Source organism: Curtobacterium sp. VKM Ac-2889 (assembly GCF_015350855.1).
Lineage (GTDB): Bacteria > Actinomycetota > Actinomycetes > Actinomycetales > Microbacteriaceae > Curtobacterium > Curtobacterium poinsettiae.
On record NZ_JADKSC010000002.1, the window covers coordinates 758,250 to 782,191 of the forward strand.

General features: G+C 72.2%; 26 protein-coding genes. 10 read left to right on the forward strand and 16 right to left on the reverse strand.

Features of this window, described 5'->3' with window-relative positions:
* Positions 1-32: 32 nt before the first annotated feature.
* Positions 33-923, reverse strand: coding sequence for a CPBP family intramembrane glutamic endopeptidase (locus ITJ50_RS09370; RefSeq protein ID WP_194590371.1), 891 nt, complete (start codon positions 921-923; stop codon positions 33-35).
* A 37-nt stretch (positions 924-960) separates the two neighbouring features.
* On the opposite strand from ITJ50_RS09370, the gene ITJ50_RS09375 reads away from it, so the two are divergent.
* Positions 961-1,650, forward strand: a complete 690-nt coding sequence (locus tag ITJ50_RS09375; protein WP_017886335.1) for a metal-dependent transcriptional regulator — start codon at positions 961-963, stop codon at positions 1,648-1,650.
* Between the two features lie 372 nt (positions 1,651-2,022).
* Here ITJ50_RS09375 and ITJ50_RS09380 read toward each other — a convergent pair whose 3' ends face one another.
* Positions 2,023-2,667, reverse strand: a complete 645-nt coding sequence (locus tag ITJ50_RS09380) for a HEAT repeat domain-containing protein (protein WP_194590372.1) — start codon at positions 2,665-2,667, stop codon at positions 2,023-2,025.
* A gap of 108 nt (positions 2,668-2,775) precedes the next feature.
* Between ITJ50_RS09380 and ITJ50_RS09385 the strand changes: the two genes are divergently transcribed.
* Entirely contained in the window at positions 2,776-3,729 is a 954-nt protein-coding gene (locus ITJ50_RS09385) for an aldo/keto reductase (protein ID WP_140448283.1), read from the forward strand.
* Positions 3,730-3,896: 167 nt separating this feature from the next.
* On the opposite strand, the gene ITJ50_RS17875 is transcribed toward ITJ50_RS09385, so the two are convergent.
* Together ITJ50_RS17875 and pyrE are read right to left on the reverse strand one after the other, a co-directional pair.
* Entirely contained in the window at positions 3,897-6,179 is a 2,283-nt protein-coding gene (locus tag ITJ50_RS17875) for a septum formation family protein (protein WP_194590373.1), read from the reverse strand.
* Entirely contained in the window at positions 6,176-6,727 is a 552-nt protein-coding gene (pyrE, locus tag ITJ50_RS09395; protein WP_017886338.1) for an orotate phosphoribosyltransferase, read from the reverse strand. The genes ITJ50_RS17875 and pyrE overlap by 4 nt, the downstream gene beginning before the upstream one ends.
* Positions 6,728-6,823: 96 nt before the next feature.
* Between pyrE and ITJ50_RS09400 the strand changes: the two genes are divergently transcribed.
* Together ITJ50_RS09400 and ITJ50_RS09405 are read left to right on the forward strand one after the other, a co-directional pair.
* On the forward strand, positions 6,824-8,491 hold the full coding sequence (locus tag ITJ50_RS09400) for a hypothetical protein (RefSeq protein ID WP_042538728.1): 1,668 nt from the start codon (positions 6,824-6,826) through the stop codon (positions 8,489-8,491).
* A gap of 74 nt (positions 8,492-8,565) precedes the next feature.
* Positions 8,566-9,918 carry a M23 family metallopeptidase gene (locus tag ITJ50_RS09405; RefSeq protein ID WP_083389219.1) on the forward strand — a complete coding sequence of 451 codons (1,353 nt, stop codon included), beginning with the start codon at positions 8,566-8,568 and terminating at the stop codon, positions 9,916-9,918.
* A 20-nt stretch (positions 9,919-9,938) separates the two neighbouring features.
* Here the strand turns inward: ITJ50_RS09405 and ITJ50_RS09410 are convergent, their stop codons facing one another.
* The 6 genes from ITJ50_RS09410 to ITJ50_RS09435 are packed head-to-tail and all read right to left on the reverse strand — an operon-like array spanning position 9,939 to position 13,071.
* A complete protein-coding gene (locus ITJ50_RS09410; RefSeq protein ID WP_263137099.1) occupies positions 9,939-10,733 on the reverse strand; it encodes an aminoglycoside 3'-phosphotransferase in 795 nt (264 codons plus the stop codon).
* An 8-nt stretch (positions 10,734-10,741) separates the two neighbouring features.
* Positions 10,742-11,344: a hypothetical protein gene (locus tag ITJ50_RS09415; RefSeq protein WP_071250526.1), complete on the reverse strand. Its 603-nt coding sequence runs from the start codon at positions 11,342-11,344 to the stop codon at positions 10,742-10,744.
* Positions 11,341-11,982, reverse strand: a complete 642-nt coding sequence (locus tag ITJ50_RS09420) for a hypothetical protein (protein ID WP_017886343.1) — start codon at positions 11,980-11,982, stop codon at positions 11,341-11,343. Before ITJ50_RS09420 ends, ITJ50_RS09415 begins: the two co-directional genes overlap by 4 nt.
* On the reverse strand, positions 11,979-12,392 hold the full coding sequence (locus ITJ50_RS09425) for a hypothetical protein (RefSeq protein WP_159557232.1): 414 nt from the start codon (positions 12,390-12,392) through the stop codon (positions 11,979-11,981). The genes ITJ50_RS09420 and ITJ50_RS09425 overlap by 4 nt, the downstream gene beginning before the upstream one ends.
* A complete protein-coding gene (locus tag ITJ50_RS09430; RefSeq protein WP_017886345.1) occupies positions 12,389-12,580 on the reverse strand; it encodes a DUF2273 domain-containing protein in 192 nt (63 codons plus the stop codon). The genes ITJ50_RS09425 and ITJ50_RS09430 overlap by 4 nt, the downstream gene beginning before the upstream one ends.
* The gene (locus ITJ50_RS09435) at positions 12,577-13,071 is read right to left on the reverse strand and encodes an Asp23/Gls24 family envelope stress response protein (RefSeq protein WP_140448277.1); all 495 of its coding nucleotides are present in this window, start codon (positions 13,069-13,071) and stop codon (positions 12,577-12,579) included. Before ITJ50_RS09435 ends, ITJ50_RS09430 begins: the two co-directional genes overlap by 4 nt.
* A gap of 115 nt (positions 13,072-13,186) precedes the next feature.
* On the opposite strand from ITJ50_RS09435, the gene ITJ50_RS09440 reads away from it, so the two are divergent.
* On the forward strand, positions 13,187-14,023 hold the full coding sequence (locus ITJ50_RS09440; protein ID WP_017886347.1) for an exodeoxyribonuclease III: 837 nt from the start codon (positions 13,187-13,189) through the stop codon (positions 14,021-14,023).
* A 128-nt stretch (positions 14,024-14,151) separates the two neighbouring features.
* Positions 14,152-14,400 carry a hypothetical protein gene (locus ITJ50_RS09445; RefSeq protein WP_056069500.1) on the forward strand — a complete coding sequence of 83 codons (249 nt, stop codon included), beginning with the start codon at positions 14,152-14,154 and terminating at the stop codon, positions 14,398-14,400.
* Positions 14,401-14,415: 15 nt separating this feature from the next.
* Here the strand turns inward: ITJ50_RS09445 and ITJ50_RS09450 are convergent, their stop codons facing one another.
* Together ITJ50_RS09450 and ITJ50_RS09455 are read right to left on the reverse strand one after the other, a co-directional pair.
* Entirely contained in the window at positions 14,416-14,823 is a 408-nt protein-coding gene (locus ITJ50_RS09450) for an aldehyde dehydrogenase (RefSeq protein ID WP_071250534.1), read from the reverse strand.
* Between the two features lie 407 nt (positions 14,824-15,230).
* Positions 15,231-16,154 carry an AEC family transporter gene (locus ITJ50_RS09455; RefSeq protein ID WP_017886350.1) on the reverse strand — a complete coding sequence of 308 codons (924 nt, stop codon included), beginning with the start codon at positions 16,152-16,154 and terminating at the stop codon, positions 15,231-15,233.
* An 84-nt stretch (positions 16,155-16,238) separates the two neighbouring features.
* On the opposite strand from ITJ50_RS09455, the gene ITJ50_RS09460 reads away from it, so the two are divergent.
* From ITJ50_RS09460 to ITJ50_RS09470, 3 genes are all read left to right on the forward strand, one after another.
* Positions 16,239-16,835: a nitroreductase family protein gene (locus ITJ50_RS09460; RefSeq protein ID WP_017886351.1), complete on the forward strand. Its 597-nt coding sequence runs from the start codon at positions 16,239-16,241 to the stop codon at positions 16,833-16,835.
* A gap of 85 nt (positions 16,836-16,920) precedes the next feature.
* Positions 16,921-17,355, forward strand: a complete 435-nt coding sequence (locus ITJ50_RS09465; protein ID WP_017886352.1) for an acyl-CoA thioesterase — start codon at positions 16,921-16,923, stop codon at positions 17,353-17,355.
* Between the two features lie 82 nt (positions 17,356-17,437).
* Positions 17,438-18,196, forward strand: coding sequence for an HAD-IIB family hydrolase (locus ITJ50_RS09470; protein ID WP_194590374.1), 759 nt, complete (start codon positions 17,438-17,440; stop codon positions 18,194-18,196).
* A 233-nt stretch (positions 18,197-18,429) separates the two neighbouring features.
* Here ITJ50_RS09470 and ITJ50_RS09475 read toward each other — a convergent pair whose 3' ends face one another.
* Together ITJ50_RS09475 and ITJ50_RS09480 are read right to left on the reverse strand one after the other, a co-directional pair.
* Positions 18,430-19,050: a phosphoribosylanthranilate isomerase gene (locus ITJ50_RS09475; RefSeq protein WP_017886354.1), complete on the reverse strand. Its 621-nt coding sequence runs from the start codon at positions 19,048-19,050 to the stop codon at positions 18,430-18,432.
* 76 nt (positions 19,051-19,126) lie between these two features.
* Complete coding sequence (locus ITJ50_RS09480) at positions 19,127-20,179, reverse strand: serine/threonine-protein kinase (RefSeq protein WP_051067362.1); 1,053 nt, start codon at positions 20,177-20,179, stop codon at positions 19,127-19,129.
* Positions 20,180-20,380: 201 nt separating this feature from the next.
* Here ITJ50_RS09480 and ITJ50_RS09485 point away from each other — a divergent pair, with 201 nt between their 5' ends.
* Positions 20,381-20,584 (forward strand): DUF2945 domain-containing protein, encoded by a 204-nt coding sequence (locus ITJ50_RS09485; RefSeq protein WP_017886355.1) that lies wholly within the window; start codon positions 20,381-20,383, stop codon positions 20,582-20,584.
* A 3-nt stretch (positions 20,585-20,587) separates the two neighbouring features.
* Here the strand turns inward: ITJ50_RS09485 and ITJ50_RS09490 are convergent, their stop codons facing one another.
* Together ITJ50_RS09490 and ITJ50_RS09495 are read right to left on the reverse strand one after the other, a co-directional pair.
* Positions 20,588-21,361 carry a DedA family protein gene (locus tag ITJ50_RS09490; RefSeq protein WP_228499450.1) on the reverse strand — a complete coding sequence of 258 codons (774 nt, stop codon included), beginning with the start codon at positions 21,359-21,361 and terminating at the stop codon, positions 20,588-20,590.
* A 410-nt stretch (positions 21,362-21,771) separates the two neighbouring features.
* On the reverse strand, positions 21,772-23,880 hold the full coding sequence (locus ITJ50_RS09495) for a PTS fructose transporter subunit IIABC (protein ID WP_194590375.1): 2,109 nt from the start codon (positions 23,878-23,880) through the stop codon (positions 21,772-21,774).
* Positions 23,881-23,942: the final 62 nt, after the last annotated feature.

A 23,942-nucleotide genomic window follows, 5' to 3' on the forward strand; every position in this document is an offset into this window, starting at 1 on the left:
GGGGTCGCCCCGCGCCCGTCGCGTCCGTTCCCTCAGACCACGTCGGCCTGGAGGCGCGGCTCGCCTCCCGGCACCACGACCGCCCCCATGGGCGGTACCGTCCGCCACCGCTTCGCCAGCCGCCGCGGTCGGTCGTCGTACCAGGCGACGACCCCGCCCGCCACGATGCCGAACGCGAGCACCCCGAACGAGAACAGCCCGATCAGGCCGAGCAGGGTCAGCTTCCCGAAGTCGCCCGTGTCCGCGGTCGCCGAGAACCCGATCGACCCGAAGTCCCAGAAGGCGTGCAGCAGCACCGGTGCGAGCAGGGACCCGGTCAGCCGACGCGCGACGTACAGCGTCGACCCGAACGACGCCGCGAACACGACCTGGATCAGCGTCGGTCCGATGCCCGCCCCGGCGAGCGCGTTGAGCAGGTGCAGCAGCCCGAACAGCACACACGACAGCGCCCAGACACCCATCTCGGGCAGGCGGCGGCGCAGCCCGACGAGCAGGGTCCCGCGGGCCATCAGCTCCTCGAACACCCCGACGAACAGCACCCCGACGGCGAGCAGCAGGAAGTAGTGCGCCGGCAGCGCCGTCCAGTCGATCAGGGGCAGCCGCACGACGCACACCACCAGCACGAGGATCGGCGCGAGCATCGTCCACCGCACCCGCGTCCGGACCGGGTCGACCGTGGCGATCCGCCACCAGCCGAGCGCCGTGACGAACACGGCGAGCGCGGCGACGGCGATGCCCTCGGGGATGACCAGGGCGTGCACGACGCTGTCGACGGTCTGCGCGAGGGTCGCGTAGTCGTCACTCGGCCGCGAGCGCCAGGCGCTGATCGCGGCGAACACCACGAGCGGCGCGAGCCCGAGCAGCAGCGACGTGGGCACCGGCCAGCGACGGCGGCGGGCTCGGGTGGGGGTGGTCGTGGTCACCTCCCGGTTGTACCAGGCGGGACGTACGATTGGCGGTATGCGCCTGCCCTCCCTGTCCACGATGGCAGAGGACTACGTCAAGCTCATCTGGAAGGCCAGCGAGCGCGGCGGGCCCGGGCTGGCGACGCGGGACATCGCCGCGTCGCTGAAGGTGTCGGCGTCGACGGTCTCGGGCAACCTCAAGAAGCTCGACCGTGACGGCCTGATCGAGCACACCCCGTACTACGGCGTCGTCCTCACGCCCCTGGGCCAGCAGGTCGCGGTGGCGATGGTCCGCCGGCACCGGCTGATCGAGACGTTCCTGGTGCGGCGGCTCGGCTACTCGTGGGACGAGGTCCACACCGAGGCCGAGGCGCTCGAACATGCGGTCTCGGAGCGGTTCCTGGACCGTGTCGACGCCGACCTCGGGCACCCGACGCACGACCCCCACGGTGACCCGATCCCCGGCGCGGACGGCATCGTGCCGGACTCCCCCGGCACGCTCCTCGGCGCGATCGAGCCCGGTGCGTGCGGCACGGTCGACCGGGTCTCGGACGACGACCCGTCGCTGCTGCGGTACTTCGACGAGCTCGGGGTGCGGCTGGGCACGCACCTGCGGGTGGAGCGGGTGCGCGACTACGCCGGCGTCATCGCGGTGTCACGACGCTCGACCGACGGTTCGGAGTCCCTCGTCGACCTGCCGGCCGCCGCCGCCGCGTCCATCTGGCTGGCGCCCGACGGCGACTGACCGCGCTGCGGGCGCTGGCCGGCTGGTCGCGGCTGGTCGGCCGGTCGGCCGGTCGGCTGGTCGGCTGGTCGCGACACCCCGCTCACGTCCGCCGAGCGGTCACGAACTGTCGTCCGACAGCCCCGCAACCGACGATTCGCGACCGCTCGGCGTCCAGCGCACGGGGTGTCGCGACCGCACCGCGGCCCGCGAACGCGCGTGGCGACGGACGGGAGGCTCAGCGCGCGACCGCCACGCGCCTCCCGTCCGGCGCCCCCGCCGGTCACGACACCCCGCTCACGTCCGCCGACCGGTCACCATCCGTCGCCCGACACCCCCACAACCGACAGTCCGCGACCACTCGGCGCGCCCGGCCGGGCGCGCCCGCCGGCCCTACCCCTTGACGGAACGCGTCCGGCCGAGGGCGACCTCGCGCCGAGCCCGTTCGAGCGCGTACTCGGAGGCGGCGCCGGGGTCGTGCAGCAGGCGTTCGGTCTCACGCACGTGCTCCCGGACGACGTCGGAGCCCCGGTCGGCAGCCGCTGCCAGCACCGGCGCGACGGTGTCCTCGCCGAGTCCCACCAGCGCACGCGACAGGCTGAGCCGACGATCCCGGTCGCCGACGCCGAGCTGCACCGCGAGGGTCCGCGCGAGCGACGCCCGCTCGTCGTCGGGGACCAGGGCGACCGCAGTGCGCCAGGCGGCTCGGAGCACCTCGTCGTCCTGGTCCCCGAGCAGCGGGCGCACCGCCGGCCAGGCGTCCGGGTCACCGATCTTCGACAGGGTGTGCAGCGCCTGGCTGCGGGCCTGCGGCTCGGGGCGCTCGAGTTCGGGCAGCACCCGGGCCACGACGTCCTCGGCCCGGTGTCGGGTCAGTGCCCACGTCAGCATGTCGCGGACGAAGAAGTCCGGCTCCACGGCGCACTGCGCGACGAGCACCTCGAGGTCCGACGGGTCCGGGGTGGTGCCCGCGGCCATCACGGCCTGCAACCGGGCAGAGGATCGCGGGTCGGTGAGGGCATCGGTGAGCGTGGTCATCCCTCCATCGAAGCCCCTCGCGCCGGGGCCGTGTCAAGCATCGGGGCATAGCGTCGGGAGACGTGCGGTTCGCTCCCACCGCACCTCCGATCACGAAAGGACCTCCGCATGCCCCGCATCGGTACCAGTGACCTGCACGTGTTCCCACTCGCCCTCGGCGGCAACGTCTTCGGGTGGACGGCGGACGAGTCGACCTCGCACCAGGTCCTCGACGCCTACACCGCTGCCGGCGGCGACTTCATCGACACCGCCGACGTCTACTCCGCATGGGCGCCGGGCAACTCGGGTGGCGAGTCCGAGCGCGTGATCGGTTCCTGGCTCCGGGCCTCGGGCAAGCGGGACGACGTCGTCATCGCCACCAAGGGTTCGCAGCACCCGGAGTTCCAGGGACTGGGCGCCGACACCGTCGCCGCCGCTGCCCGCGCCAGCCTCGAGCGCCTCGGCACCGACCGGATCGACCTGTACTACGCGCACTTCGACGACCAGTCGACCCCGCTCGAGGAGACCGTCCGTGCCTTCGACCAGCTCGTGCAGGACGGTCTGGTCCGGTACACCGCGATCTCGAACTACTCGAAGGACCGCGCCGCGGAGTGGATCCGCATAGCGACGGAGAACGGCCTCGCCCAGCCCGTCGCGATCCAGCCGCACTACAACCTGGTCACCCGCCAGCCGTACGAGTCCGACATCGCACCGCTCGCCCACGAGCACGGGCTCGGCGTCGTGCCGTACTTCTCGCTCGCCGCGGGGTTCCTGACCGGCAAGTACCGCACGAAGGACGACTTCGCCGGCAAGGACCGCGAGGGCCAGGTGTCCGGCTACTTCACCGACGAAGGGCTCGCCGTCGTGGACGCGCTGTCCTCGATCGCCGACGCGCACGGTTCCGAGATCGCCACGGTCGCACTCGCCTGGTTGCAGGCGCAGCCCGACGTCGTCGCGCCGATCGCGAGCGCCCGGAACACCGAGCAGCTGCCGGCGCTGCTGGCCTCGGCGGAGCTCGAGCTCTCCGCCGACGAGCTGCAGACGCTGTCCGACGTGTCGGCGAAGGTGCCCGCGAGCGCCTGACGCCCGCGCGCCAAAGGAGGCGCGTGCATGTTCCGACATCCCACTCGTCGTTCGACGGGTGGGATGTCGTTCGTTGCGCACGCATCCGCTGCGCGTGCATGTTCCGACAGAGCACCCGTCGATCACGGGGTGCATCGTCGCAGAACGGGGCGCCCCGCCCCGCGCCCCTACGCCCCCGGAGCCAGCGACCCGGTCAGCGGCTGCCCCGACGACCGCGTCACGAAGCACGCGATGAACCGGTCACCCTGGTCCCACGTCGCCTGGTCCGGCGCGTAGGAACCCTGAACCTGCACGTCGCCCACGGCAGCCGCGGCCGAGGCGTTCAGGGCCGTGTCGGACTGGCACTGGTCGGCCGCCTGGGTCGCAAGGGCCTCGGCACCGGGGTAGGTGTCACCCTCGACGGCGAGGCGTGCGGTCAGCTGCCCGATGTGCGGCGTCGCGCAGTCCACCACCGTGAAGGTCTGCGACCACGCGTTCGTGAACGGGGACAGGCACTCCCCCCCGGCCAGGTCGGTCCACGGGTGCTCACCGGGCAGGGCAGGGGTCGTCGCGAACTGCAGCGCGGCGGCGGGTGCGGTGGCCTCGCTCGACTGCGCGGTCGAGGGAGCGGCGGTCGGGGCCGCCGATGCCGAGGACGCAGCCGAGGGCGACTTCGTCGGGACGGCCTGGTCGGCGATGTTGTTGCCGAGGATCCACTTCGACAGCAGGAAGACCAGCACGATGAGCACGAGGATCAGGGCGATCGACCCGTAGATCAGCAGCTGCTTGCCGCGCTTGCCCTCGCTCCGCAGCCGCGCGAAGCCCTCGTTGATGAAGTTGTCGCGTTCGCCGGGCTGTCGGTCCGGACCAGCCGCGGACCGGCCGACACCAGCACCAGCAGCAGGGCGGGCCGCAGCCGGCGCAGCAGCAGCAGTGGGCACGGCAGCCGCGGGCATCATCCGCGTGCCGGTGTCCTCGGGGTCGTAGCCGGTGTCGCCGAGCTGCCCGACGGCCTCGGTGCCGAACAGGTCCTTGATGGCGCTCGTGTCGCTGGTCTCGCGGCCGTCCCACTCGGACTGGTCCAGGTCGTCCGGCGCGGCGGCGGGCAGCGACTCCGGCTGAGGACCGGTCTCGGTCCGGCCCAGTCCGAGCACGGCGTCGAGGTCTTGTCCGACCGACGGCGGCAGGTGTGCCGGGTACTCCTGGGCACCCGCGGTCGGCTCCACGAGCGGCGGCGCAGCGGTCGGCGGCACGGTCGCGTCGGGCTCGGACCACCAGGGCGTCCCGGCTGCCGGGATCGCGGTGGTCGGGGCGTCAGATCGGAGGCCCTCGGTCGCCTCCGCTTCGTCGGCTCCGGTGGACGCACGGGGCGCGTCCACTGCCTCGGTCGGGTCCGCGGGGTCGCTCGTGTCCGGCGAAGCGGCGCCGGCAGCAGCAGCGGCGGCGGCACCTGCGCCGGCAGCGGTGGCACCGGCAGCGGGCACAGCCGGCGGCACCGGCACGGCCGGCGGCACCGGGTAGGTGCGCGGCGCCTGGGGCAGCCCGGCGGCCGGGGTGTCGACCTCGCCGGCCACGACCTCGTCCTCGTCGTCGAACTCGTCGGCGAGCGACCAGGACCCTGCGGACAGTGCGGTGGTGTCGAACGAGTCGGTGGTCAGCGTCGCCGGGACCTCGCCGGGCTCGTCGTCGTCGCCGATCGCCCAGTCGAACGGCCGGTCGTGGGCGCCGGTCTGCGTGGGGACCGGCCCGGTGCTCGTGATGCGCAACAGGTCGGTGAAGGTCGGCGGCTCCTCGGTCGGGGGCAGCACGTTCTCGACGCCGAGGGGCTGCGGCGCAGCGGGCGCCACGGGCTCCGGGTGCGATCCCGTCGCACGGCCGAGCCAGTCGACGTCGGCACGGCCCTCGCCGAACGGGTCGACGCGGCGACGCTCGTCCTCGATCGCCTTGGACGCGGCGGCACGTTCGTCGCGGTGGGCCTGGGCCGTCGGCAGCACGATCGACGACGGGTGCGGTGCGGTGGAGTCCGGGGGGACGTCCGCGGCGGCCGGGATCCGGTCGTGGAGCGTGGAGCGCTCGTGCTCGACGGCGGCGTCAGGGTTCTCCGACGGCGCGAGCAGCTCGGCGGGCATCGAGATGGCCTGGGTCGAGTCGTCCGGCGCAGCAGGAGCAGCAGCAGCAGCAGGAGCAGGCGCAGGCGCAGGCGCAGGCGCAGCATCTTCGGGCTCGGGCACGAACGGCTCGGGAAGCGGTGCGCCCGTCTCACGCGCGGTGCGCTCGGCCTCGCGACGCTCCCGGCGCGACGGCCAGTCCTCCTCGCCCCGCGGCGCCCCGAAGATGTCCGCAGCGCTGCGGAGACCGTGGAACGGAGCGTCCGATCCGGACGCACGCCGAGCCTCCTGGCCGTCGTCCCCGTCTGCCGGGCCGGCGGTGCCGTCGGGTTCGCGTGCGTCGTCCGGACGCTCCTCGGTCACGCGGTCAGCCCCAGATCAGCCAACCCGATGGCTGCGAAGTACGGGTAGCCAGCCGCTTCGATCGTCTCCTTGGCGCCGGTGTCCCGGTCGACGACGACCGCGACGGCGGCGATGATCGCGCCCTCACGCTCGAGTGCCTCGGCCGCCTTGAGCGGCGAGCCACCGGTGGTGGAGGTGTCCTCGAGCACGACGACGCGCTTGCCCTGCAGGTCCGGGCCCTCGACCTGCTTGCCGCGGCCGTGGTCCTTCGGTTCCTTGCGGACGACGAAGGCGTCGTAGGTCAGTCCCTGGGCGGCGGCCTGGTGCAGGACGGCGCTGGCGATGGGATCGGCGCCCATGGTGAGCCCGCCGACGGCGGAGACGTCCGGCACCTGCTGCACGAGCTCGGTCATGACCTGTCCGATCAGCGGCGCGACGCGGTGGTCCAGGCTGACCTTCCGCAGGTCGATGTAGTACGTCGCCTTCTTCCCGCTGGTCAGGGTGAAGTCGCCGTGGAACACCGCTTCGGAGGAGATGTACTGGATCAACTGTTCGCGCGCGTCGGTCACAGCGCACAAGGGTAGCCGGTCGGGCCCGCAGCGCGCTCCCCCAGCCTGAGCGTCTGTGCGTGCTGGCACCGAGGCAGCGTCGGTACGCTCCGGGGCATGTCCCGTGCACCGCGTCGCGCCGCCGTGGAGCCGGCTCCGGCCGCCGGCCGCCGGCCCGGTGCCGTGGCCGTCACGATCGGACGGGAGGCCCTTGGCGGCCTGGTCGCGCTGGCCCTGGCCGTCATCGCCCTGCGCCACGTCGTCGCGACGGAACGGGTGGCGTTGCTCTGGTACGACGGCGACTCGGTGCTGCTGCCGCTCGTCGAGCGTTCGCTGCAGGCCGGGCAGCCGTTCGAGTGGGCGATGTCGCCCGCGCTGTTCTTCTTCCCGGAGCTGCCCGCGTACCTGTTCAGCGCGCTGGTGACCGCGACGCCGCAGCAGGCCCTGGCGTTGAACGGGGTGCTCGTGCTCCTCGCCGTCTACGCGCTGGTGCGTGCGGCCGCGAACGAACTGATGCCGTCCGCCGGGCGCCCCGCCCGGATCGCGGTGTCGGCCGGGGCGCTCGGCCTCGTCACCCTGCTGGTGCTGACCGAGTCGTCGGCGACGGCGACCTCGCTCGAGCTGGCGTCGCTGCTGCTCACGACGACCTACTACTACGGTGCCGTGCTGGCGATGCTCGGCACCGCGATCCTCGTGCTGCGGGCGGTGCGGCTCGGCCGGGCGTCGGTGCTGCTGCTCGTGGTGCTCGGACTCGTCGCCGCGTGCACGACGGCGTCGAACCCGCTGTACGTGCCGTGGTCCGCCGCTCCGGTCGTCGTCACGCTCGGGCTCCTGGTGCTGGCGCGCCGGGTGCCGTGGCGTCCGGCGGCGCTGCTGTCCGGTGCCGTCACCATCGGCTCGGTCGTCGGGTACCTGGTGCGGATCCCGCTGCGGCCGTTCGTCTCCCTCGACCCCGCGACGTACGTGCAGCCGTCGCGGGCCGGTGAGACGCTGCGGTTCTTCGCGGCACTGACCGACGACCGGGCGGGCACGGCACCGGGCGACGTCGGCCTGCTGCTGCTGTTCGCCGGCGTGCTCGTCACCGTCGGCGGCACGGTCTGGGCCTGGCGGGTCCGCACCGCCCGCACCGTGCTGGTCGCGACGCTGCTCCCCCTGGTGACCGTCGTCGCGGTGTCCGTCGGGGTCGTCGTCGCCGGGTCCGAGACCCCGCGCTACCTGCAGCCGATCGTGACCGCACCGCTGCTCGCACTCGTCGCCGTGGCCGAACTCACCCGCACCGCGGTGCGCCGGACACGGGTCCACCGTCCGCACCGGGGCGTCCGAGCGGGGGTCGCGGTCGCGATGGCCGCCGTGCTCGCGGTGGGCGTCGCGGTGACCCCCGGGACCGCCCACGCCGTGGCGACCGCCCGGTACCCGGCGGCGGCGTGCCTCGACCGTTGGGCGCACGGACGCCAGGTCACCGGCGTCGGACAGTTCTGGACCGTCCGTCCCCTCGCCACCTACGCGTCGACGAACCTCGAGCTGCTGCAGGTCCGCGACACCTTCGAGACGTACCCGTGGCTCGTCGACCTCGGGGCGTACCGCGGAGCCGACCCGAGCTTCGTGGTGGTCGGGTCGCACGACCTCTGGACCACCGCGGTCGAGGACTCCCTCGGCCCGCCGGCGACGATCACCCACTGCACCGGCTTCGACGTCTACGACTACGCCGGCACCGCGGGGCAGGCCCTCCTGCGGCGCGACGTCGTCGGGAGCGCCGACGTCATCCGCCGCGAGCGCGGCTTCTGATCCGCTGCTGAAGTTGTCCACAGCGGCGCGTTGCCGTCCGATGCTCGCTGTACGGATGTATAGGCTCGTGCTCGATGTCTCGCCCCTCACGCCTCCGCGTCCCCCGTGTCCCCGTGCGCCTGCGCCTCGCCGTCACCGGCCTGGCGCTCGCGGGCCTCGTCGGCACGGTCGTGGTCGATGCCCCGGCAGCCCAGGCGGTGACCTACCCCACGTGGGACGAAGTGAAGTCCGCCCGTGGCAAGGAATCCGCGAAGCAGGGGCAGATCACCGAGATCCGGGGCATCATCAGCGAACTCGACGCCAAGGTCGAGGCTGCCGAGGCGAAGGCGCAGAAGCTCGGTGACGTGTTCTACAAGGCGCAGCGCAAGGCCCAGACCGCCGCCGAGAAGGAACAGCAGCTCCGCGCCGACGCGAAGGAGCACGCGGAGGTCGCCGACCAGAGCGCCGCGCAGGCCGGCCAGTTCGCCGCACAGATGTCCCGCTCCGGTGGTGCCGACGTCACCACCTCGGTGATCACCCAGGGCAAGGACGCCAGCGACCTCCTCTACAACCTCGGCGCACTGAGCAAGCTCTCCGAGCAGGCCGAGCGTGTGCAGGCCGCCGCGAGCTCCGACGCCGCCGTCGCCAGCTCGCTCGAAGCGCAGGCAGACCGCGCCGCCGAAGCACTCGGCGACCTCGCCGCCGAAGCAGAAGACCGCATGCAGGAAGCCCAGACGGCGTCCGACGCCGTGCAGGCCGCCTACGACGAGCAGCAGTCGAACAAGGCACGACTCGACGCCCAGCTCGCGACGCTGACCTCGGGCCGGGTCCGGACCGAAGCCGAGTTCGCCAAGGGTGAGCGCATCCGCAAGGCGGCGGAAGAGAAGGCGGCACGCGAAGCTGCAGAGCGCGCAGCAGCCGCGCAGCGAGCGGCCGCCGCACAGGCTGCCGCGAACTCCGGCGGGGGCGCTCCGTCAGGCGGCGGCTCGACCGGCAGCAGCGGTTCGGGCGGCGGCGGTTCCGTCGGCGCGGGCTCGGGGACCGGCTGGGTCCGCCCCGCCAGCGGCTACGTCATCAGCCCCTACGGGTACCGCGTGCACCCGATCACCGGCGTCGTGACCATGCACGAGGGCACCGACCTGGCGAGCGGCTGCTACACCCCCATCGTCGCGGCGTCGGCCGGCACCGTCGACTACGTCGGCTGGTACGGCGGGTACGGCAACTACGTCCGCATCAACCACGGCGGCGGCGTGCAGACCGCGTACGGCCACATCGTCGACGGCGGCTTCCGGGTCGCCACCGGACAACAGGTCTCCGCGGGGCAGCTCATCGCACTCGTCGGCTCCACCGGGGCATCGACCGGCTGCCACAGCCACGTCGAGGTGCACATCAACGGCGCCACCACCGACCCGGTTCCGTTCATGTCCGCGCGCGGCGTCGCCTTCTAGCGGACCAGCCCGCCTCCGGCTCAGCCCGCGGCAGGCCCCACGTCGTCCACGTCGGTGTTCCACAGCGCCCGGTACCACGCGGTGCGCTCCGGGTCGTCCGGCAGCCCGTACGCCCGGTGGAACAGCGGCTCCCACCCGGGTCCGTAGTTCCAGCCGAGCGCCATCGTCGCCACCGCGATGTCGGCCCAGCGATCAGCGACGCCCATCGCATCCAGGTCGACGTGCCCGCTCCACCGCCGGTCCGCACCGATGAGCGTGTTCGGCGTGCACGGGTCGCCGTGACAGACGACGATCCGGTCGGTCGGCGGCTCCGGACCGAGCGAGCCCGGCCCCCGGTCGGCGTCGGTGTCGGCCGCACGCGCGCGATCGAGCCGGTCCACCGTGGACCACGTGAACGGGCAGTCGTCGACCGGCAGGGCGTCGTGCAGCGCGCGCAGGCCCTCCCCCACCGCGACCACCGCCGTCCGGGGTTCGTCGTGCCAACGCGGGTCGACGGCGCTCCAGCCGGGCACCGCGCGGGTGTGCAGCCAGACGCCGTCCTCGTCGGTGTCGTGGTCGAGCACCTCCGGCACCCGGGCGTACCGGGACGCCCACGTCAGCCGCGCGGCCTCGCCGCCGACCCACGAACCGTAGGCGTGCGGCAAGACCTTCACGAACTCCTCGGCGTGCGCGTCCGGTCCGATGCGGAACGTCGTCCCGCCGATCTGGTTGTGCCAGACGAGCGCGACCTCACGCCCTCGGGCCGCCTGGGCGACGACGTGCGGCACCGGGACGGTCTCGCCCGGCCGGGGCAGTCCACCGATCGAGCGCACCACGGCGACGCTCAGTGCACGCGGTCCGGGCGGGACGACCCCGAACCGCCACGGGCGATCTCGAGCAGCACCGGCAGGCGTTCGCCGAGCAGGGCGTCCAGGTCGGCGACGACGGCCTCGACCCGTTCGGTGATCTCCCGCGGCGCGGCTCCCCGCCGCGGACGGACCCGCACCCGGATCGCCCGACCGCCACGGACCCGGTAGACGTCGACGGCGAGCGAGCCGACCTGGGGCAGGTCCCCGATGGCCGAGGAGAGCGCGTGCTGCACGGCGGTGGACTCGATGCGCACCGAACCGGCGACGCCGTCCGCTGAGCCGTCGCTGTCCACCACGGTGCTCTCGCGACCACCGCCGAGCGTCGTCAGCACCACGAGTGCGAGCACGCCGAGCACGACACCACCGCCGAGCACGCAGGTCCACGCGAACACCGAGTCGTCACGCGACGCTCCGGTGCCGAGTCCGGCGAGGGCATCGCCGACCACGCGCCACCACGATGCGACAAGGGGCAACCTCTGGGCGGTCTGCACCAGAATCGCGGCGACCCCGGCGACGAGCAGGACGAGCCCGAGCACGATCAGTGCCGTGCGTCCGAGTGCGCGGTTCGTGGCGTTCATCCGTCCACCCGCCCCGTCGGCTGCACCCGGACGCGCGCGGCGAGGGCCGGCTGCGCGTCGATCGCGGCGAACTCCCGCTCGACGGCCTCGGTCGCGGCCACCGCGGGGACGTCCACCCCGGCTGCGGGCCGGAGCACGACGTCGACCGTGCGACGGCCGACTGTGCCCACGGCGGCGTCGGCGCCCAGACGGGTCGCGGATCGGGCGGCGCGGGCCGCGGCGGAGGCCAGGACCTCGTCGTCGACGACCACGGCGAGCCGGTCGGACGACATCGTGTGGCGTGGGCGCCGCTGCGGCAGGATCCCCTGCAGCAGGAGCACCAGGCCGATCAGGGCGACGACGGCGCCGACACCGATCACGATCGTCGTGTCGAGGCCGTCCGGCGCGGCGAGGGCGGCGTCGACCACGGCACGGGGGTCGACACCGAGCACGTTCTGGTCGAGCAGGACGAGCGCCCCGGCGAAGACCGCAGCGGCGGCGAGCACCAGGGCGATGAGCATCGCGACGACGACGGCACCGGAGCGGGAGACGTGGGTCTCGCGACGCAGCAGACGCCGGTACGTCGGGGCGTGGTCGTCGCGCGACGGACCGGCGGGGACGACCGGATCGGGGCGGCCGACCGTGGGTGCTGCGGTCACCGGACCCTCCGCGGGGTGTCCACCACCGACGACGCGAACGTCACCGTCACGCGGGCAACCTGTCGGCCGGTGATGGTCCGGAAGCGCTCGGCGATCGTGCCGCGAGCCCGGTGCGCCGTGGCGACGACCGGTTCGTCGGGGAGTGCGTGCGCGCCCAGCACCGGCAGGGCGAGCGGGGCCGTGATCTCGACCGCCAGCGCACCGCGGCCGTCGTCGGCGACGCGGGCACGGACCTCCCGGGCGGCAACGCGCAGCGCTTCGGCGGCGACCGCCTGCGCGGTCCGCACCAGCGCGTGGGCTCCGATCCTGTCGGAGCCGGGGACCCGGACACCGACGGGAGCAGCGCCAGGACCGGAACCGGGGACCCGGACGCCGCGGTCGCCGGTCGTGGCGACGGCGGCGTCGCTCACGACGAGCTCCGGCGTCCGCGCAGCACGTCGAGCAGGCGACGGAAGTCGACGTCGCCGGTGACGATGCGTGCGACCAGTGCGCCGAGCGCCATGCAGACGGCGACCACGACGAACGCCCAGAACCCGAGCGTCACGGCGACGATCGCGAGCAGGGCACCGACGCCCATCCCGACGACGGTGGCGTTCAACGGACCCGACCGTCCCGGGTGTCGAGCTCGTCCGCGACGCCGTTGAGGGCCGGGATGTTCACGTCGTTGATGGCGATGTTGACCTCGGTGACCTCGAGGCCGACGAGTTCGGTCACGGCGTTCGTGACGGCGGCGCGGACCGCGGAGGCGACCTCCATCATCGGCGTCGGGTAGTCGACGACGATCGTCAGGTCGACCGCCACCTGGGTCTCGCCGACCTCGACGCGGACGCCCTGGCCGAGCGCGCTCGAGCCGATGGCGTCGCGGATGGCGCCGAACGCGCGCGAGGCGTTGCCGCCGAGCGCGAAGACGCCCGGCACGTCGCGAGCGGCGATGCCCGCGACCTTCGCGACGACCGTGTCGTCGATGATGGTCTTGCCCTTGGCGGTGACCTGCGTCGTGGTGGTGCCTGCGGGCTGGGTGTTGCCTGCCCCGGCGCCGAGCGTGGCCCCGGTCGGGGTCCCGTCGACGCGGTTCGTCGTCGATGCCATTGCTGCCTCCGTGCGGTCGATTGCTGGCCTCCAGCGAACACCATCGTGCCGGACGCCGCACAGACGATGCACGTGCCGACCTCGTCGTCAGTCGGCACCGGTAGGTTCTTGTTCCATGCGCGTGGCGACCTGGAACGTGAACTCCGTCCGCACCCGAGTGGGTCGGATCGTCGACTGGCTGGTGCGTGAGGACGTCGACGTCCTCGGTATGCAGGAGATCAAGTGCAAGCCGGAGCAGTTCCCGGTCGAGCAGTTCGAGGCTGCGGGCTACCACGTCGAGGCCCACGGCCTGAACCAGTGGAACGGCGTCGCGTTCGCCAGCCGTCTGCCGCTGGAGGACGTCACCCGCGACTTCCCGGGCCAGCCCGGGTTCCTGAAGGGCCACGAGGGGCCGGACCTGCCGGTCGAGGCCCGCGCGATCGGCGTCACGGTCGACGGCGTGCGGCTCTGGAGCCTCTACGTGCCGAACGGCCGTGAGCTCGGCGACCCGCACTACACGTACAAGCTCGACTGGCTCGCGCAGCTGGCCGACCGCACGTCGGAGTGGATCGAGGCGTCGCCGGAGACCCCGCTCGCGCTGATGGGCGACTGGAACGTCGCACCGCTCGACCAGGACGTCTGGGACCTGCGGGTGTTCGAAGGGTCCACGCACGTCAGCGAGCCCGAGCGGGCAGCGTTCCGCGAGTTCGAGGCCCGGGGGCTGCAGGACGTCGTCCGCCCGATCGTGCCCGACGGGTACACCTACTGGGACTACAAGCAGCTGCGGTTCCCGCGCGACGAGGGCATGCGCATCGACTTCGTGCTCGGCTCGCAAGCCTTCGCCGACGTCGTCACCGACGCGTCGATCCACCGGAACGAGCGGAAGGGCGACGCCCCGAGCGACCATGTGCCCGTGGTGGTGGACCTCGACCTGGACACGTCGCTCGACGACGACCGCCCGATGATCTTCTGAGCGGAGCCGGGGCACCAGGCCGGAACGTCGGCACCCGCTCTGTTACGCCCGGCGTCCGCCGTCGCGCCGAGGACCGTCACGTCGACGTAGGTTTCCTGCACCGAACCCCTTCGAGAGCAGGTGAAGCCATGTCACGCACGACGATCCTTCCCATCCAGCGCCTCATGGCGACCGCGGCCCCCGCTGCGTGGCGCGACGGCATCGTCGTCGAGACCCGCGCAGCCGACGCCGTGGTGCTGTTCCTCGACGGGAGCATCACCCAGCTGCGGGTGGCGGACGCGGACGGCGTCCTGTCGGTCGGCGAACCGGTCGCCCACCACCCGGTCGCCGAGATCCTCAGCGCCGGCAGCCGGCAGACCACCGCGCGCGTCGCGTAGCGCAGCCGGAGCGGCTCACGCGGCCATCGCGTCGAGCATCGCCTGGCACTTCGACACCATCTCGTCGCAGGCCATCGCGCAGTAGCGGCACGACTCGTCCATGTCCTGGTGCGTGCGGCACTCGGCGGCGCACGCGGTGCCCATCGCGACGACGGCCATGAGCATCGCCTGCATCGCGGCCGTGTCCATGCCCATCGGACGCATCATCATCCGCATGCCGGTGTCGGCGAGCATCGCGGTGTTCGAGCACATCGCGGCGCAGGTGGCCATGTCGCCGCCCATGCGCATGTCGGCCGCGGAACACATCGTCGCGGCCATCGACGCGGCGTTCATCGCCATCATCGTGTCCTGCATCGTGCTCATGTCCATCTGCACGGGCATGTCCGTCGTCGACATGTTCTGCATCATCGCCATCGTGTCCATCGGAGGTCTCCTCGTCGTGGTCATCGGTCGCGAGGCGGTCCGCCCCGCGTGCCCGCCACCATACGCGCGCGCTGTTCCCACTTCGTGAGCAGGAACGGTCGGGTCGGCGGGCGCCACCCGACCGTTCCTGCGCACGGTCCGCGGTGGTCGCCACCACGTGACGGACGGGAGGCCCGGTGCAGCCCCGCCACGCGCCTCCCGTCCGTCCCGCCGCGCGTCCAGGGCGCGGAAGACGCCGGCGTGCGCGCACGACGCCCGCAAGTGCGCGAGACGCCGCCGAATGCGGCGGCGTCTCGGCGAGATCGAGGCGTCTCGGCAACACGACGGCGTCTTCCGGAAAGCCACACGCCGGCGTCTCGACAACACGACGGCGTCTTCCGCAAAGCCACACGCCGGCGTCTCGAGCGCTACGGGTGCAGCAGGGCGGCGATCGCGACCAGCACGGGCACCGAGCCGAGGGTCGAGATGAGCACGACGTCACGCGCCACCGGCACCGCGGCCCCGTAGCGCTGCGCGTAGTTGAAGACGTTCTGCGCCGCGGGCAGGGCGCCGAGCGTGGTGAGCACGAAGACGTCCTGGTCCCCGAGGCCGAACACGAACCGGGCGAACACGAACGCCACCGCCGGCATCACCACGAGCTTGATCGACGACGCCACGATGACGTCCGTCCGGATCGCCGGGTCCCGCAGCGGGGTCGCACCGTGCAGGCTCATCCCGAACGACAGCAGCACGACGGGCACCGCGGCAGCGCCGACGAGCGAGAACGGCTCGAGCACGGGGTCGGGCAGGGTGAGCCCCGTCGCCGAGCACACGAGCCCGACGAGCGAGGCGATGATGATCGGGTTCCGGAACGGCCCGGCGATCCGCCTGCCCCACCCGCCGCCACCCGCGGTCGCGGCATCGAGGATCGTCAGCGCGATCGGGGCCATCACGACGAGCTGCAGCAGGATCACCGGCACGACCGCGGTCGCCTGCCCCAGCACGTAGACGGCCACCGGCAGCCCGATGTTGTTCGCGTTGACGTAGCTCGAGGCCAGCGCTCCGACGGTGGTCGTGGTGACGGACCGCCGCAGCACGAAGCGGAACACCACGGCGGCGGCGAGGGCGACCACGGCAGCACTCAGCAGTGAGACCCAGAGCATCGACGACAGCAGCGACGCGATGTCGGCCGTCGCGATGGTGTGGAACAGCAGGCACGGCATGAGCACGAAGAACGCGAGCCGGCTCATCACGAACTGTGCGTGCGGGCCGAGCAGACCGATGCGTCCGACGACGTACCCACCGGCGATGATCACGCCGATGATCGCGAAGCCGGTCAACACGCCACCCATCCCCTCCATCCTGGCACCTGGAGGCGGGGATGTGACGTCACTCAGGTCGGAAATGCGTACGCATCGAATACCGTTGAGCGCACCATGACCTCGACGAACGCTGACACCCTGACCCGGTCCACCGACTCCAGCCAGCCGCTCGTGCCGCTGCTCGAGGAGCGCTGGAGCCCCCGCTCGTACGACGAGACCGCGACGATCTCGGACGACCAGCTCGACGCCGTCCTCGAGGCAGCTCGCTGGGCACCGTCGGCCATGAACTTCCAGCCCCGCCGTTTCATCGCCGGCCGCCGCGGTACCGAGACGTTCCGGAAGATCAACGAGAACCTGCTCGGCTTCAACGCCGCGTGGGCGTTCCGTGCCAGCGCCCTGGTCGTCGGTGTGCTCGAGACCGTGACCGCCGACGGCGACGAGCGTCCCTTCGCCCAGTACGACCTCGGCCAGTCGCTCGCCGCCCTGACGGTGCAGGCCCACGCCGAGGGGCTGCACGTGCACCAGATGGCGGGCATCGACGCCGCCGGACTGCGCACCGCGTTCGACCTGCCGGAGCGGTTCGTCCCGTACACCGTCACGGCAGTCGGCACCGTCGCGCACCCGTCACAGCTCGACGAGAAGGCCGCCGAGCGCGAGGTCGCCCCGCGCAGCCGCATCGCCCTCGACGAGGTCGTCCTCGTCAAGGAGTGAGCGACGGCGGCACACCGCCGCCCCTGGATCGTCACGACGGCCGTGTCCCTGCGGGGGCGCGGCCGTCGGCGTACCATGACGTGACATGGATCAGCACCAGGACGACGCCCCGCCGGAGATGAACTTCTACACCCGGAAGTGGGTGCGACCGGAGGACCTCAACGCGAACGGCACCCTGTTCGGTGGCAGCCTGCTCCGCTGGATCGACGAGGAAGCCGCCGTCTACGCGATCATCCAACTCGGCAACGGCAAGGTCGTCACGAAGTACATGTCGGAGATCAACTTCCTGTCCTCGGCGAAGGAGGGCGACATCGTCGAGATCGGCCTCGTTGCCACCCGGTTCGGCCGGACGTCGCTCACCATGCGGGCCGAGGCGCGCAACCTCTTCACGCACCGGAGCATCCTGACGATCGACGAGGTGGTGTTCGTGAACCTCGACGAGGACGGCAACCCCGCCCCGCACGGCTACACCGACATCACCTACGCCCGCGACCGGGTCCCTGCCACGCACCGCGCGTGACCCCGCAGACATCACGCAGCACCCGGCAGCCCGGAGCACCGCACGCGGCATGTGATCGGCGGCCTCTGGCAGGATCAGGGGCATGACCACGACCCGCCTCGTCGCCTTCGACCTGGACGACACGCTCGCCCCGTCGAAGTCCTCCCTCGACCCCCGCATGCTCGAGACCTTCGCGTCCCTGCTCGAGGTCGTGCCGGTCGCGGTCATCTCCGGCGGCAACTTCACGCAGTTCGAGCAGCAGCTGGTCACCCCGCTCCGGCAGCGCGACGGGCTGACGCTCGACGCCCTGCACCTCCTGCCGACCTGTGGCACCCGCTACTACCGGTGGCAGGACCAGGACTGGGCGCTGCAGTACGCCGAGGACCTCACCGACGAGCAGAAGGACCGCGCCCTCGCCGCGGTCGAGACCCGTGCGAAGGAAGCCGGGTACTGGGAGTCCGAGACCTGGGGCCCCATCCTCGAGGACCGCGGGTCCCAGATCACGTTCTCCGCCCTCGGCCAGTCGGCACCGGTGGACGTCAAGAAGCAGTGGGACCCGACGGGCGAGAAGAAGGACCACCTGCGCCGCCTGGTGCAGCAGGACCTCGCCGACCTCGAGGTCCGCTCGGGCGGTTCGACGAGCATCGACATCACCCGCAAGGGCATCGACAAGGCCTACGGCATGCAGCGCCTCGCCGAGATCACCGGCATCGCGCTCGACGACATGCTCTTCGTCGGGGACCGACTCGACCCCGAGGGCAACGACTACCCGGTGAAGGCGCTGGGCGTCCCCTGCCACGCGGTCGAGGGCTGGGAGGACACCGACGCGTTCCTGAACGAGCTCATCCCCACCCTGCGCTGATCCCCGCGCGAGACGCCGGCGTCTCGCCAGGACGCCGCGGCGTCGCCGAGACGCCGCCGGATCCGGCGGCGTCTCGCACGCATCGCGGCGTCGACAGGACACGACGGCGTCTTCCGCGCCCGACACGGACGGCACGGCGGACGGGAGGCCCGTTGCAGGCCCGCCCCGCGCCTCCTGTCCGTCCGCAGTCGGGTCCAGAGCCGCGTCCGCGGCCGATCAGCGCGAGCGCGCGCTCAGCCCAGGCTGCGGACGGCCTCGACGAAGGCGCGGATCTTCGCGGGGTCCTTGACGCCGCGCTCCGACTCGACGCCGCTCGACACGTCGACACCGTCGGGGTCGAGTGCCTCGACCGCGGCGACCACGTTCGCCGGGGTCAGCCCGCCTGCCAGGATCCAGGCCTCGTCGACGCCGTCGATCGTGGCCGGGTCGATCAGTCGGCCGCTGCCGGGCACAGCCGCGTCGAGCAGCAGCAGGTCGTGGTCGAACGCGGCGCGCTGTTCGGGCGTCTCGCGCAGGTAGTCCTCGGCCGCGAGGGCCCGGATGGTGAAGAAGCCGGCGTCACGGGCCCGGGCGAAGTCGGACGGCGACTCGCCACCGTGCAGCTGCAGCGTGGTGAGTCCGACCTCGGACGCGATGCCGACGATCTCGTCGATCTTCTGGTCGCGGAAGACCCCGACAGCGTCGATGCCGTCCGGCACCCGCTCCACCAGTTCCTTCGCCAGGTCGGCGGTGACGGTGCGGGGGCTGCCCGCCGCGAAGACGAACCCGACGGCGTCGGCACCCGCGTCGACGGCGGCGTCCACGGTGTCGGGCGTCGACAGGCCGCAGATCTTGATCCAGCGCTGGTCGGTCATGCTTTCCATCTTGCCAGGGTGCCGCTGTCCGCAGCGCACCGGTCTCCGGAGTCCGGAGTCCGGATCCGCGGGTGGTTCAGTGCAGGGCGCCCGCGACGTAGGCGGCCACGCAGGCCGCGGTGACGCCGAACGCTGCGAAGGACCCCACCAGGACGTTCCGTCGGCGCCACCGGCGGACCGCCGAGAACGTGCCGCGCCGGGCGTGGCGGTGGGCAGCGCGGTGCATGCGGTGGTCGCGCTGGTGCTTCACGCGCTCCGGGCCGAGCGGCACGGGGCCGGTGATCTGGGTGGACCCACCGCGCAGCGCGTTGGCGATCGCGACCGCTGTGGGCCGGCGCTCGGGGTCGCGGGCGGTCATCCGGCTGAGCAGCTCGCGCCACTCGTCGGCGACGTCGTCCGGCACTTCGGGGTCTCGGCGGAGCCGGGCGAGCGCTGCTTCGATCAGGGTGCCGGAGTACTCCTGCTTGCCGGTCAGCGCCTCGAGCAGGACGAGTCCGAGCGAGTACACGTCGGTGGCGAAGCTGATGGGCTCGCCGGCGACCTGCTCCGGGCTGAGGTAGGCGGCGGTGCCGATGACCGTGCCGTCGTTGGTCAAGCGGGAGCCGTCGACGAAGTGGGCGACGCCGAAGTCGGTGAGCTTGACGGTGCGGGCGAACCCGGACGAGCCCTCGTCGCTGATCAGGATGTTGGCGGGCTTGACGTCGCGGTGCACGATGCCGCGCGAGTGCACGTAGGCCAGGGCGTCGGCGAGCTGTGCGCCGAGGTCGGCCACCTCGTAGTTGTGCAGCGCGCCCTCGGACAGGCGGCGCAGCAGCGTCGTGTCGGCGATGAGCTCCATCACGATGAACCGGTGCGGGCCGTCCTCGAACTCGTGGGTGCCGGCGTCGTACAGCGGGATCAGGCCGGGGTGGGAGAGCATGCTGAGCAGCCGGATCTCGCGCTCCTGGCGCACACGGTCGGCGGTGGTCATCTTGTCCGGGGTGGCGAAGAGCTTCACGGCCACGGCGCGGTACGTGTGCTCGTCACGGGCTTCGTAGACGGATCCCATGCCGCCGGTGCCGATGAGCTTCACGAGCCGGTAGCGCGCAGCGAGGACGGTGTCCGCCCGCGCGCTGTCCAGCAGGGTCATGGTGTCCGTCGTCCCGTCCAGAGCGCCGTGGTTCCGCGGCTGGTGCCGACGTGTGGTGCTCGTGGGAAACGGTACGCGTCCGACTCTTGATCCGCAGGGGCCGTTACGACATCGTGACCGCCGTACTTCCCCGGTTTTCCGGGGATCTCCGGGGTACAGTCCGACACCCATCAGGAAGACCGAACGCGCAAGGAGGACAGCATGGCGCTGTCGAAGGGTGACGAGGTGCGCTGGAACACCTCGCAAGGCAAGACGACGGGCACGCTCGTGCGGAAGCGCACGAGCGACTTCGAGTTCGACGGACAGCACTTCAAGCCGACCGACGACGACCCGTACTGGATCGTCGAGTCGGGCAAGAGCGGCAAGCAGGCCGCCCACAAGGAGTCGGCGCTGACGAAGGCCTGACGGTCAGTCGCGGGCGGGCTCGGCGCGACGACGACCCCGGGCACCGCTCGCGGCCGGGCTGCTGCTGCCGCGGTCGTCGTGGTCGTCGGACCCGCCCGCACGACGCTCGGCCCGCACCCGGCGGAGCCGCCGCACCACGAAGCTCACCACGACCACCGCGATGGCCACGTAGAGCACGCGGTCGATCCACTCGGTGTAGGCCTCGACCTTGTCGTACTGCGACCCGAACGCTGCACCGAGCAGCACGAGTGCACTGTTCCAGATGCCGCTCGCGATGATCGTGAACACCGAGAAGGTGCCGAGGTGCATGCGGTCGGCGCCGGCGGGCAGCGAGATCAGGCTGCGGACGATCGGGATGAACCGGCCGAAGAAGACCGCGCTCTTGCCGTGGCGGTGGAACCAGCCGGCCGCCTTGCGGAAGTCGTCCTCGTCGACGAGGGGCAGCTTGCCGAACCACCGCGTGGTGCGTTCGAACCCGATCTTCGCGCCGAGCCAGTACAGCACCAGGGCCCCGAGGTACGAGCCGATCGTCGCCAGCACGAGGACCAGCACCAGGTTCATCTGACCGGCACCCGCCAGGAACCCGGCCAGCGGCAGGATCACCTCGGACGGGATCGGCGGGAACACCGTCTCGACGAAGAGCATCAGCCCGACGCCCCACTCCCCCAGGGCGTCGATCAGCTGGAGCACCAGGCCGGAGAGCCCACCGAGGTCCGAGGGGGCGGTGGAGTCGCCACTGGCGACGGTCATGGCGCGGGCGGTCACGGCAGTCGTCATGCCCCCAGCATCCCTGAACGCCCTGTCAGGACCCGGCGCGCCACCTGGGTGTCGGCCGAGTTCGTGCAGAGCGACGACCTCGGTTTCGGCCTCGGTGGAGCCGCCCGGTCACGACACCCCGCTCAGCTCCGCGGACTGGTCAGCAAGTGTCGGATGGAACCGGCGCAGACGACGATCCGTGACCAGTCGTTGTGATTCGGCGAGCGTGGCGGGCGAAGGCGACGGGACGACGGACGGGAGGCCCGGTGCCAGCTGGCACCGGGCCTCCCGTCCGTCGAATGGTGGCGTTGACACCGCGAGACACCGTCGTCTTGCTGAAGCGCCCGTGCTCCCGCGAGACGCCCCCGAATCCGACGGCGTCTCGGCGACGCCACGGCGTCTCAGTCGGACGCCGGCGTCTCGCGGATGGACTACGCGGCGACCGGCGCGCGCTGGCCGATCGTCTCGCCGGCCACGGCAGCCTCGCTGCCCGCAGCGGCCTCGTCCACGGGGCGACGACGCACCCACTTCTTCAGGGCGACGAGCACCAGCGCGGACACCACGGTCCCAGCCAAGATCGCGACGACGAACATCAGGACGTCACCGATCGCGAAGAAGACGAAGATCCCGCCGTGCGGCGCTCGTGAGGTCACACCGGCAGCCATCGAGATCGCGCCCGTGATCGCGGCCCCGACCATCGACGCCGGGATGACGCGCAGCGGGTCGGCTGCGGCGAACGGGATCGCACCCTCGGAGATGAAGGACGCGCCGAGCAGCCACGCGGCTTTGCCGTTCTCGCGCTCCGGCTTCGTGAAGCCCTTGCGGTAGAGCACGGTCGAGGCGAGCGCGAGTGCCAGCGGCGGCACCATGCCGGCGGCCATGACGGCGGCCATGATCTCGAACGGCACGACGTTCGTGGCGGTGCCGGCACCGAGCCCGGCGACGGCGAACGCGTACGCCACCTTGTTCACCGGACCACCGAGGTCGAAGGCCATCATCAGGCCGAGGATGATCCCGAGCAGCACGGCCGAGGCGCCGGACAGGGAGTTGAGCCAGGCGGTGAGCTCGGTCATGACCCAGGCGATCGGGCCACCGAGCACCAGGAGCATCAGCCCCGAGGCGATGATCGAGGCGAAGAGCGGGATGATCACGACGGGCATCAGGCCACGCAGCCAGCGCCAGGTCGGGATGCGCCCGATCCAGTACGCGGCGGCACCGGCGATGAGGCCACCGACCAGACCACCGAGGAACCCGGCGTTCATGAACACGGCGATCGACCCGGCCACGAAGCCGGGGGCGATGCCCGGACGGTCGGCGATGGCGTAGGCGATGTACCCGGCGAGTGCTGCGACCAGGAACCCGAGCGACACCTGCCCGATCTGGAACGCGGCGGCGCCGAGGTAGTACCCGAGGCCCTCCGGCGGCAGGTTCAGCAGCGTGGAGTTCGTGAGCGTATAGGCGGCGTTGCTCATCCCCGAGTCACCGTGGTTCAGCGCGATGCCGTACCCGGAGAGCAGGAAGCCGAGCGCGATGAGCAGCCCGCCGCCGGCCACGAACGGGATCATGTAGCTGACGCCGGTGAGCAGCCAGCGCTTGAGCGACTGGCCGAAGTGCTCGTTCTTGGCGGTGGACTCACCCTCGACGGCGGCACCACCCTGGACGCGTGCGGCGTGCGGGTCCTCCGAGGCGCGGATGGCCTCGGCGATCATCTTGTCGGGCTCGTCGACACCGCGCTTGACGGGGCCGGACACCAGCGGCTTGCCGGCGAACCGGCCGCGGTCGCGGACGTCGACGTCGACCGCGAACACGACGGCGTCGGCACGGGCGATGAGGGCCGGGTCGAGGGGCTCGACCTGCGAGGACCCCTGCGTCTCGATGTGCATCTCGGCACCGGCGCGCTGGGCGGCGGCGACGAGGGCGTCGGCAGCCATGTAGGTGTGGGCGATGCCGGTCGGGCAGGCGGTGACGCCGACGAAGACCTTGCGGTCGGCAGCGGGGGCCGCGGCGGTCGCGCTGCCTGCCGTCGCCGGAGCGGAGGCGCTGCTCGCCGTCCCGACGCCGGCCTCGGCCACTTCGCCGCTCACCTCGTCGTCGACCAACCGGACGATCTCGTCGGCCGTGGTCGCGGCGCGGAGCGCGGCGGTGAAGTCCTCACGGATGAGTGCGCGGGCCAGGGTCGAGAGGACCGTCAGGTGGTCCTTGTCCGCCCCCTCGGGCACGGCGATCATGAAGACGATGTCGGCGTCGCCGTCCGGAGCGCCGAACGGCACCTTCCGGGCCAGGCGCGAGAACGCCAGCGTCGGCTCGGACACCGACGCCGACCGGGCGTGCGGGATGGCGATGCCACCGGGGACGCCCGTGCCGACGCTCGCCTCGCGCTTGATGGCGTCGTCGGCGAGCGTGGCACCGTCGGCGGCGCGGCCGGTCGCGGCGACGCGGTCGGCGAGCACCTGGATCACGTCGGTCGACGTGGCGCCGAGGTCCTCGTCGAGGCCGACGAGCTGTGCGCTGATGAGGCGCGGACTCGAGTCTGCGGACATGTGCTTGCTCCTTCGCAATGGCGCTGATCGCGCGGTGGTGCGGTGTTCGTGGGGTGATCGGG

Bases quoted from the DNA above. Each gene is read 5' to 3' on its own strand.
- ITJ50_RS09375 (WP_017886335.1), top strand. From the start codon at position 961: ATGCGCCTGCCCTCCCTGTCCACGATGGCAGAGGACTACGTCAAGCTC.
- ITJ50_RS09380 (WP_194590372.1), bottom strand. From the start codon at position 2,667: ATGACCACGCTCACCGATGCCCTCACCGACCCGCGATCCTCTGCCCGG.
- ITJ50_RS09385 (WP_140448283.1), top strand. From the start codon at position 2,776: ATGCCCCGCATCGGTACCAGTGACCTGCACGTGTTCCCACTCGCCCTC.
- ITJ50_RS09400 (WP_042538728.1), top strand. From the start codon at position 6,824: ATGTCCCGTGCACCGCGTCGCGCCGCCGTGGAGCCGGCTCCGGCCGCC.
- ITJ50_RS09405 (WP_083389219.1), top strand. From the start codon at position 8,566: ATGTCTCGCCCCTCACGCCTCCGCGTCCCCCGTGTCCCCGTGCGCCTG.
- ITJ50_RS09415 (WP_071250526.1), bottom strand. From the start codon at position 11,344: ATGAACGCCACGAACCGCGCACTCGGACGCACGGCACTGATCGTGCTC.
- ITJ50_RS09435 (WP_140448277.1), bottom strand. From the start codon at position 13,071: ATGGCATCGACGACGAACCGCGTCGACGGGACCCCGACCGGGGCCACG.
- ITJ50_RS09440 (WP_017886347.1), top strand. From the start codon at position 13,187: ATGCGCGTGGCGACCTGGAACGTGAACTCCGTCCGCACCCGAGTGGGT.
- ITJ50_RS09445 (WP_056069500.1), top strand. From the start codon at position 14,152: ATGTCACGCACGACGATCCTTCCCATCCAGCGCCTCATGGCGACCGCG.
- ITJ50_RS09450 (WP_071250534.1), bottom strand. From the start codon at position 14,823: ATGGACACGATGGCGATGATGCAGAACATGTCGACGACGGACATGCCC.
- ITJ50_RS09455 (WP_017886350.1), bottom strand. From the start codon at position 16,154: ATGGGTGGCGTGTTGACCGGCTTCGCGATCATCGGCGTGATCATCGCC.
- ITJ50_RS09460 (WP_017886351.1), top strand. From the start codon at position 16,239: ATGACCTCGACGAACGCTGACACCCTGACCCGGTCCACCGACTCCAGC.
- ITJ50_RS09465 (WP_017886352.1), top strand. From the start codon at position 16,921: ATGGATCAGCACCAGGACGACGCCCCGCCGGAGATGAACTTCTACACC.
- ITJ50_RS09470 (WP_194590374.1), top strand. From the start codon at position 17,438: ATGACCACGACCCGCCTCGTCGCCTTCGACCTGGACGACACGCTCGCC.
- ITJ50_RS09475 (WP_017886354.1), bottom strand. From the start codon at position 19,050: ATGACCGACCAGCGCTGGATCAAGATCTGCGGCCTGTCGACGCCCGAC.
- ITJ50_RS09480 (WP_051067362.1), bottom strand. From the start codon at position 20,179: ATGACCCTGCTGGACAGCGCGCGGGCGGACACCGTCCTCGCTGCGCGC.
- ITJ50_RS09485 (WP_017886355.1), top strand. From the start codon at position 20,381: ATGGCGCTGTCGAAGGGTGACGAGGTGCGCTGGAACACCTCGCAAGGC.
- ITJ50_RS09490 (WP_228499450.1), bottom strand. From the start codon at position 21,361: ATGACGACTGCCGTGACCGCCCGCGCCATGACCGTCGCCAGTGGCGAC.
- ITJ50_RS09495 (WP_194590375.1), bottom strand. From the start codon at position 23,880: ATGTCCGCAGACTCGAGTCCGCGCCTCATCAGCGCACAGCTCGTCGGC.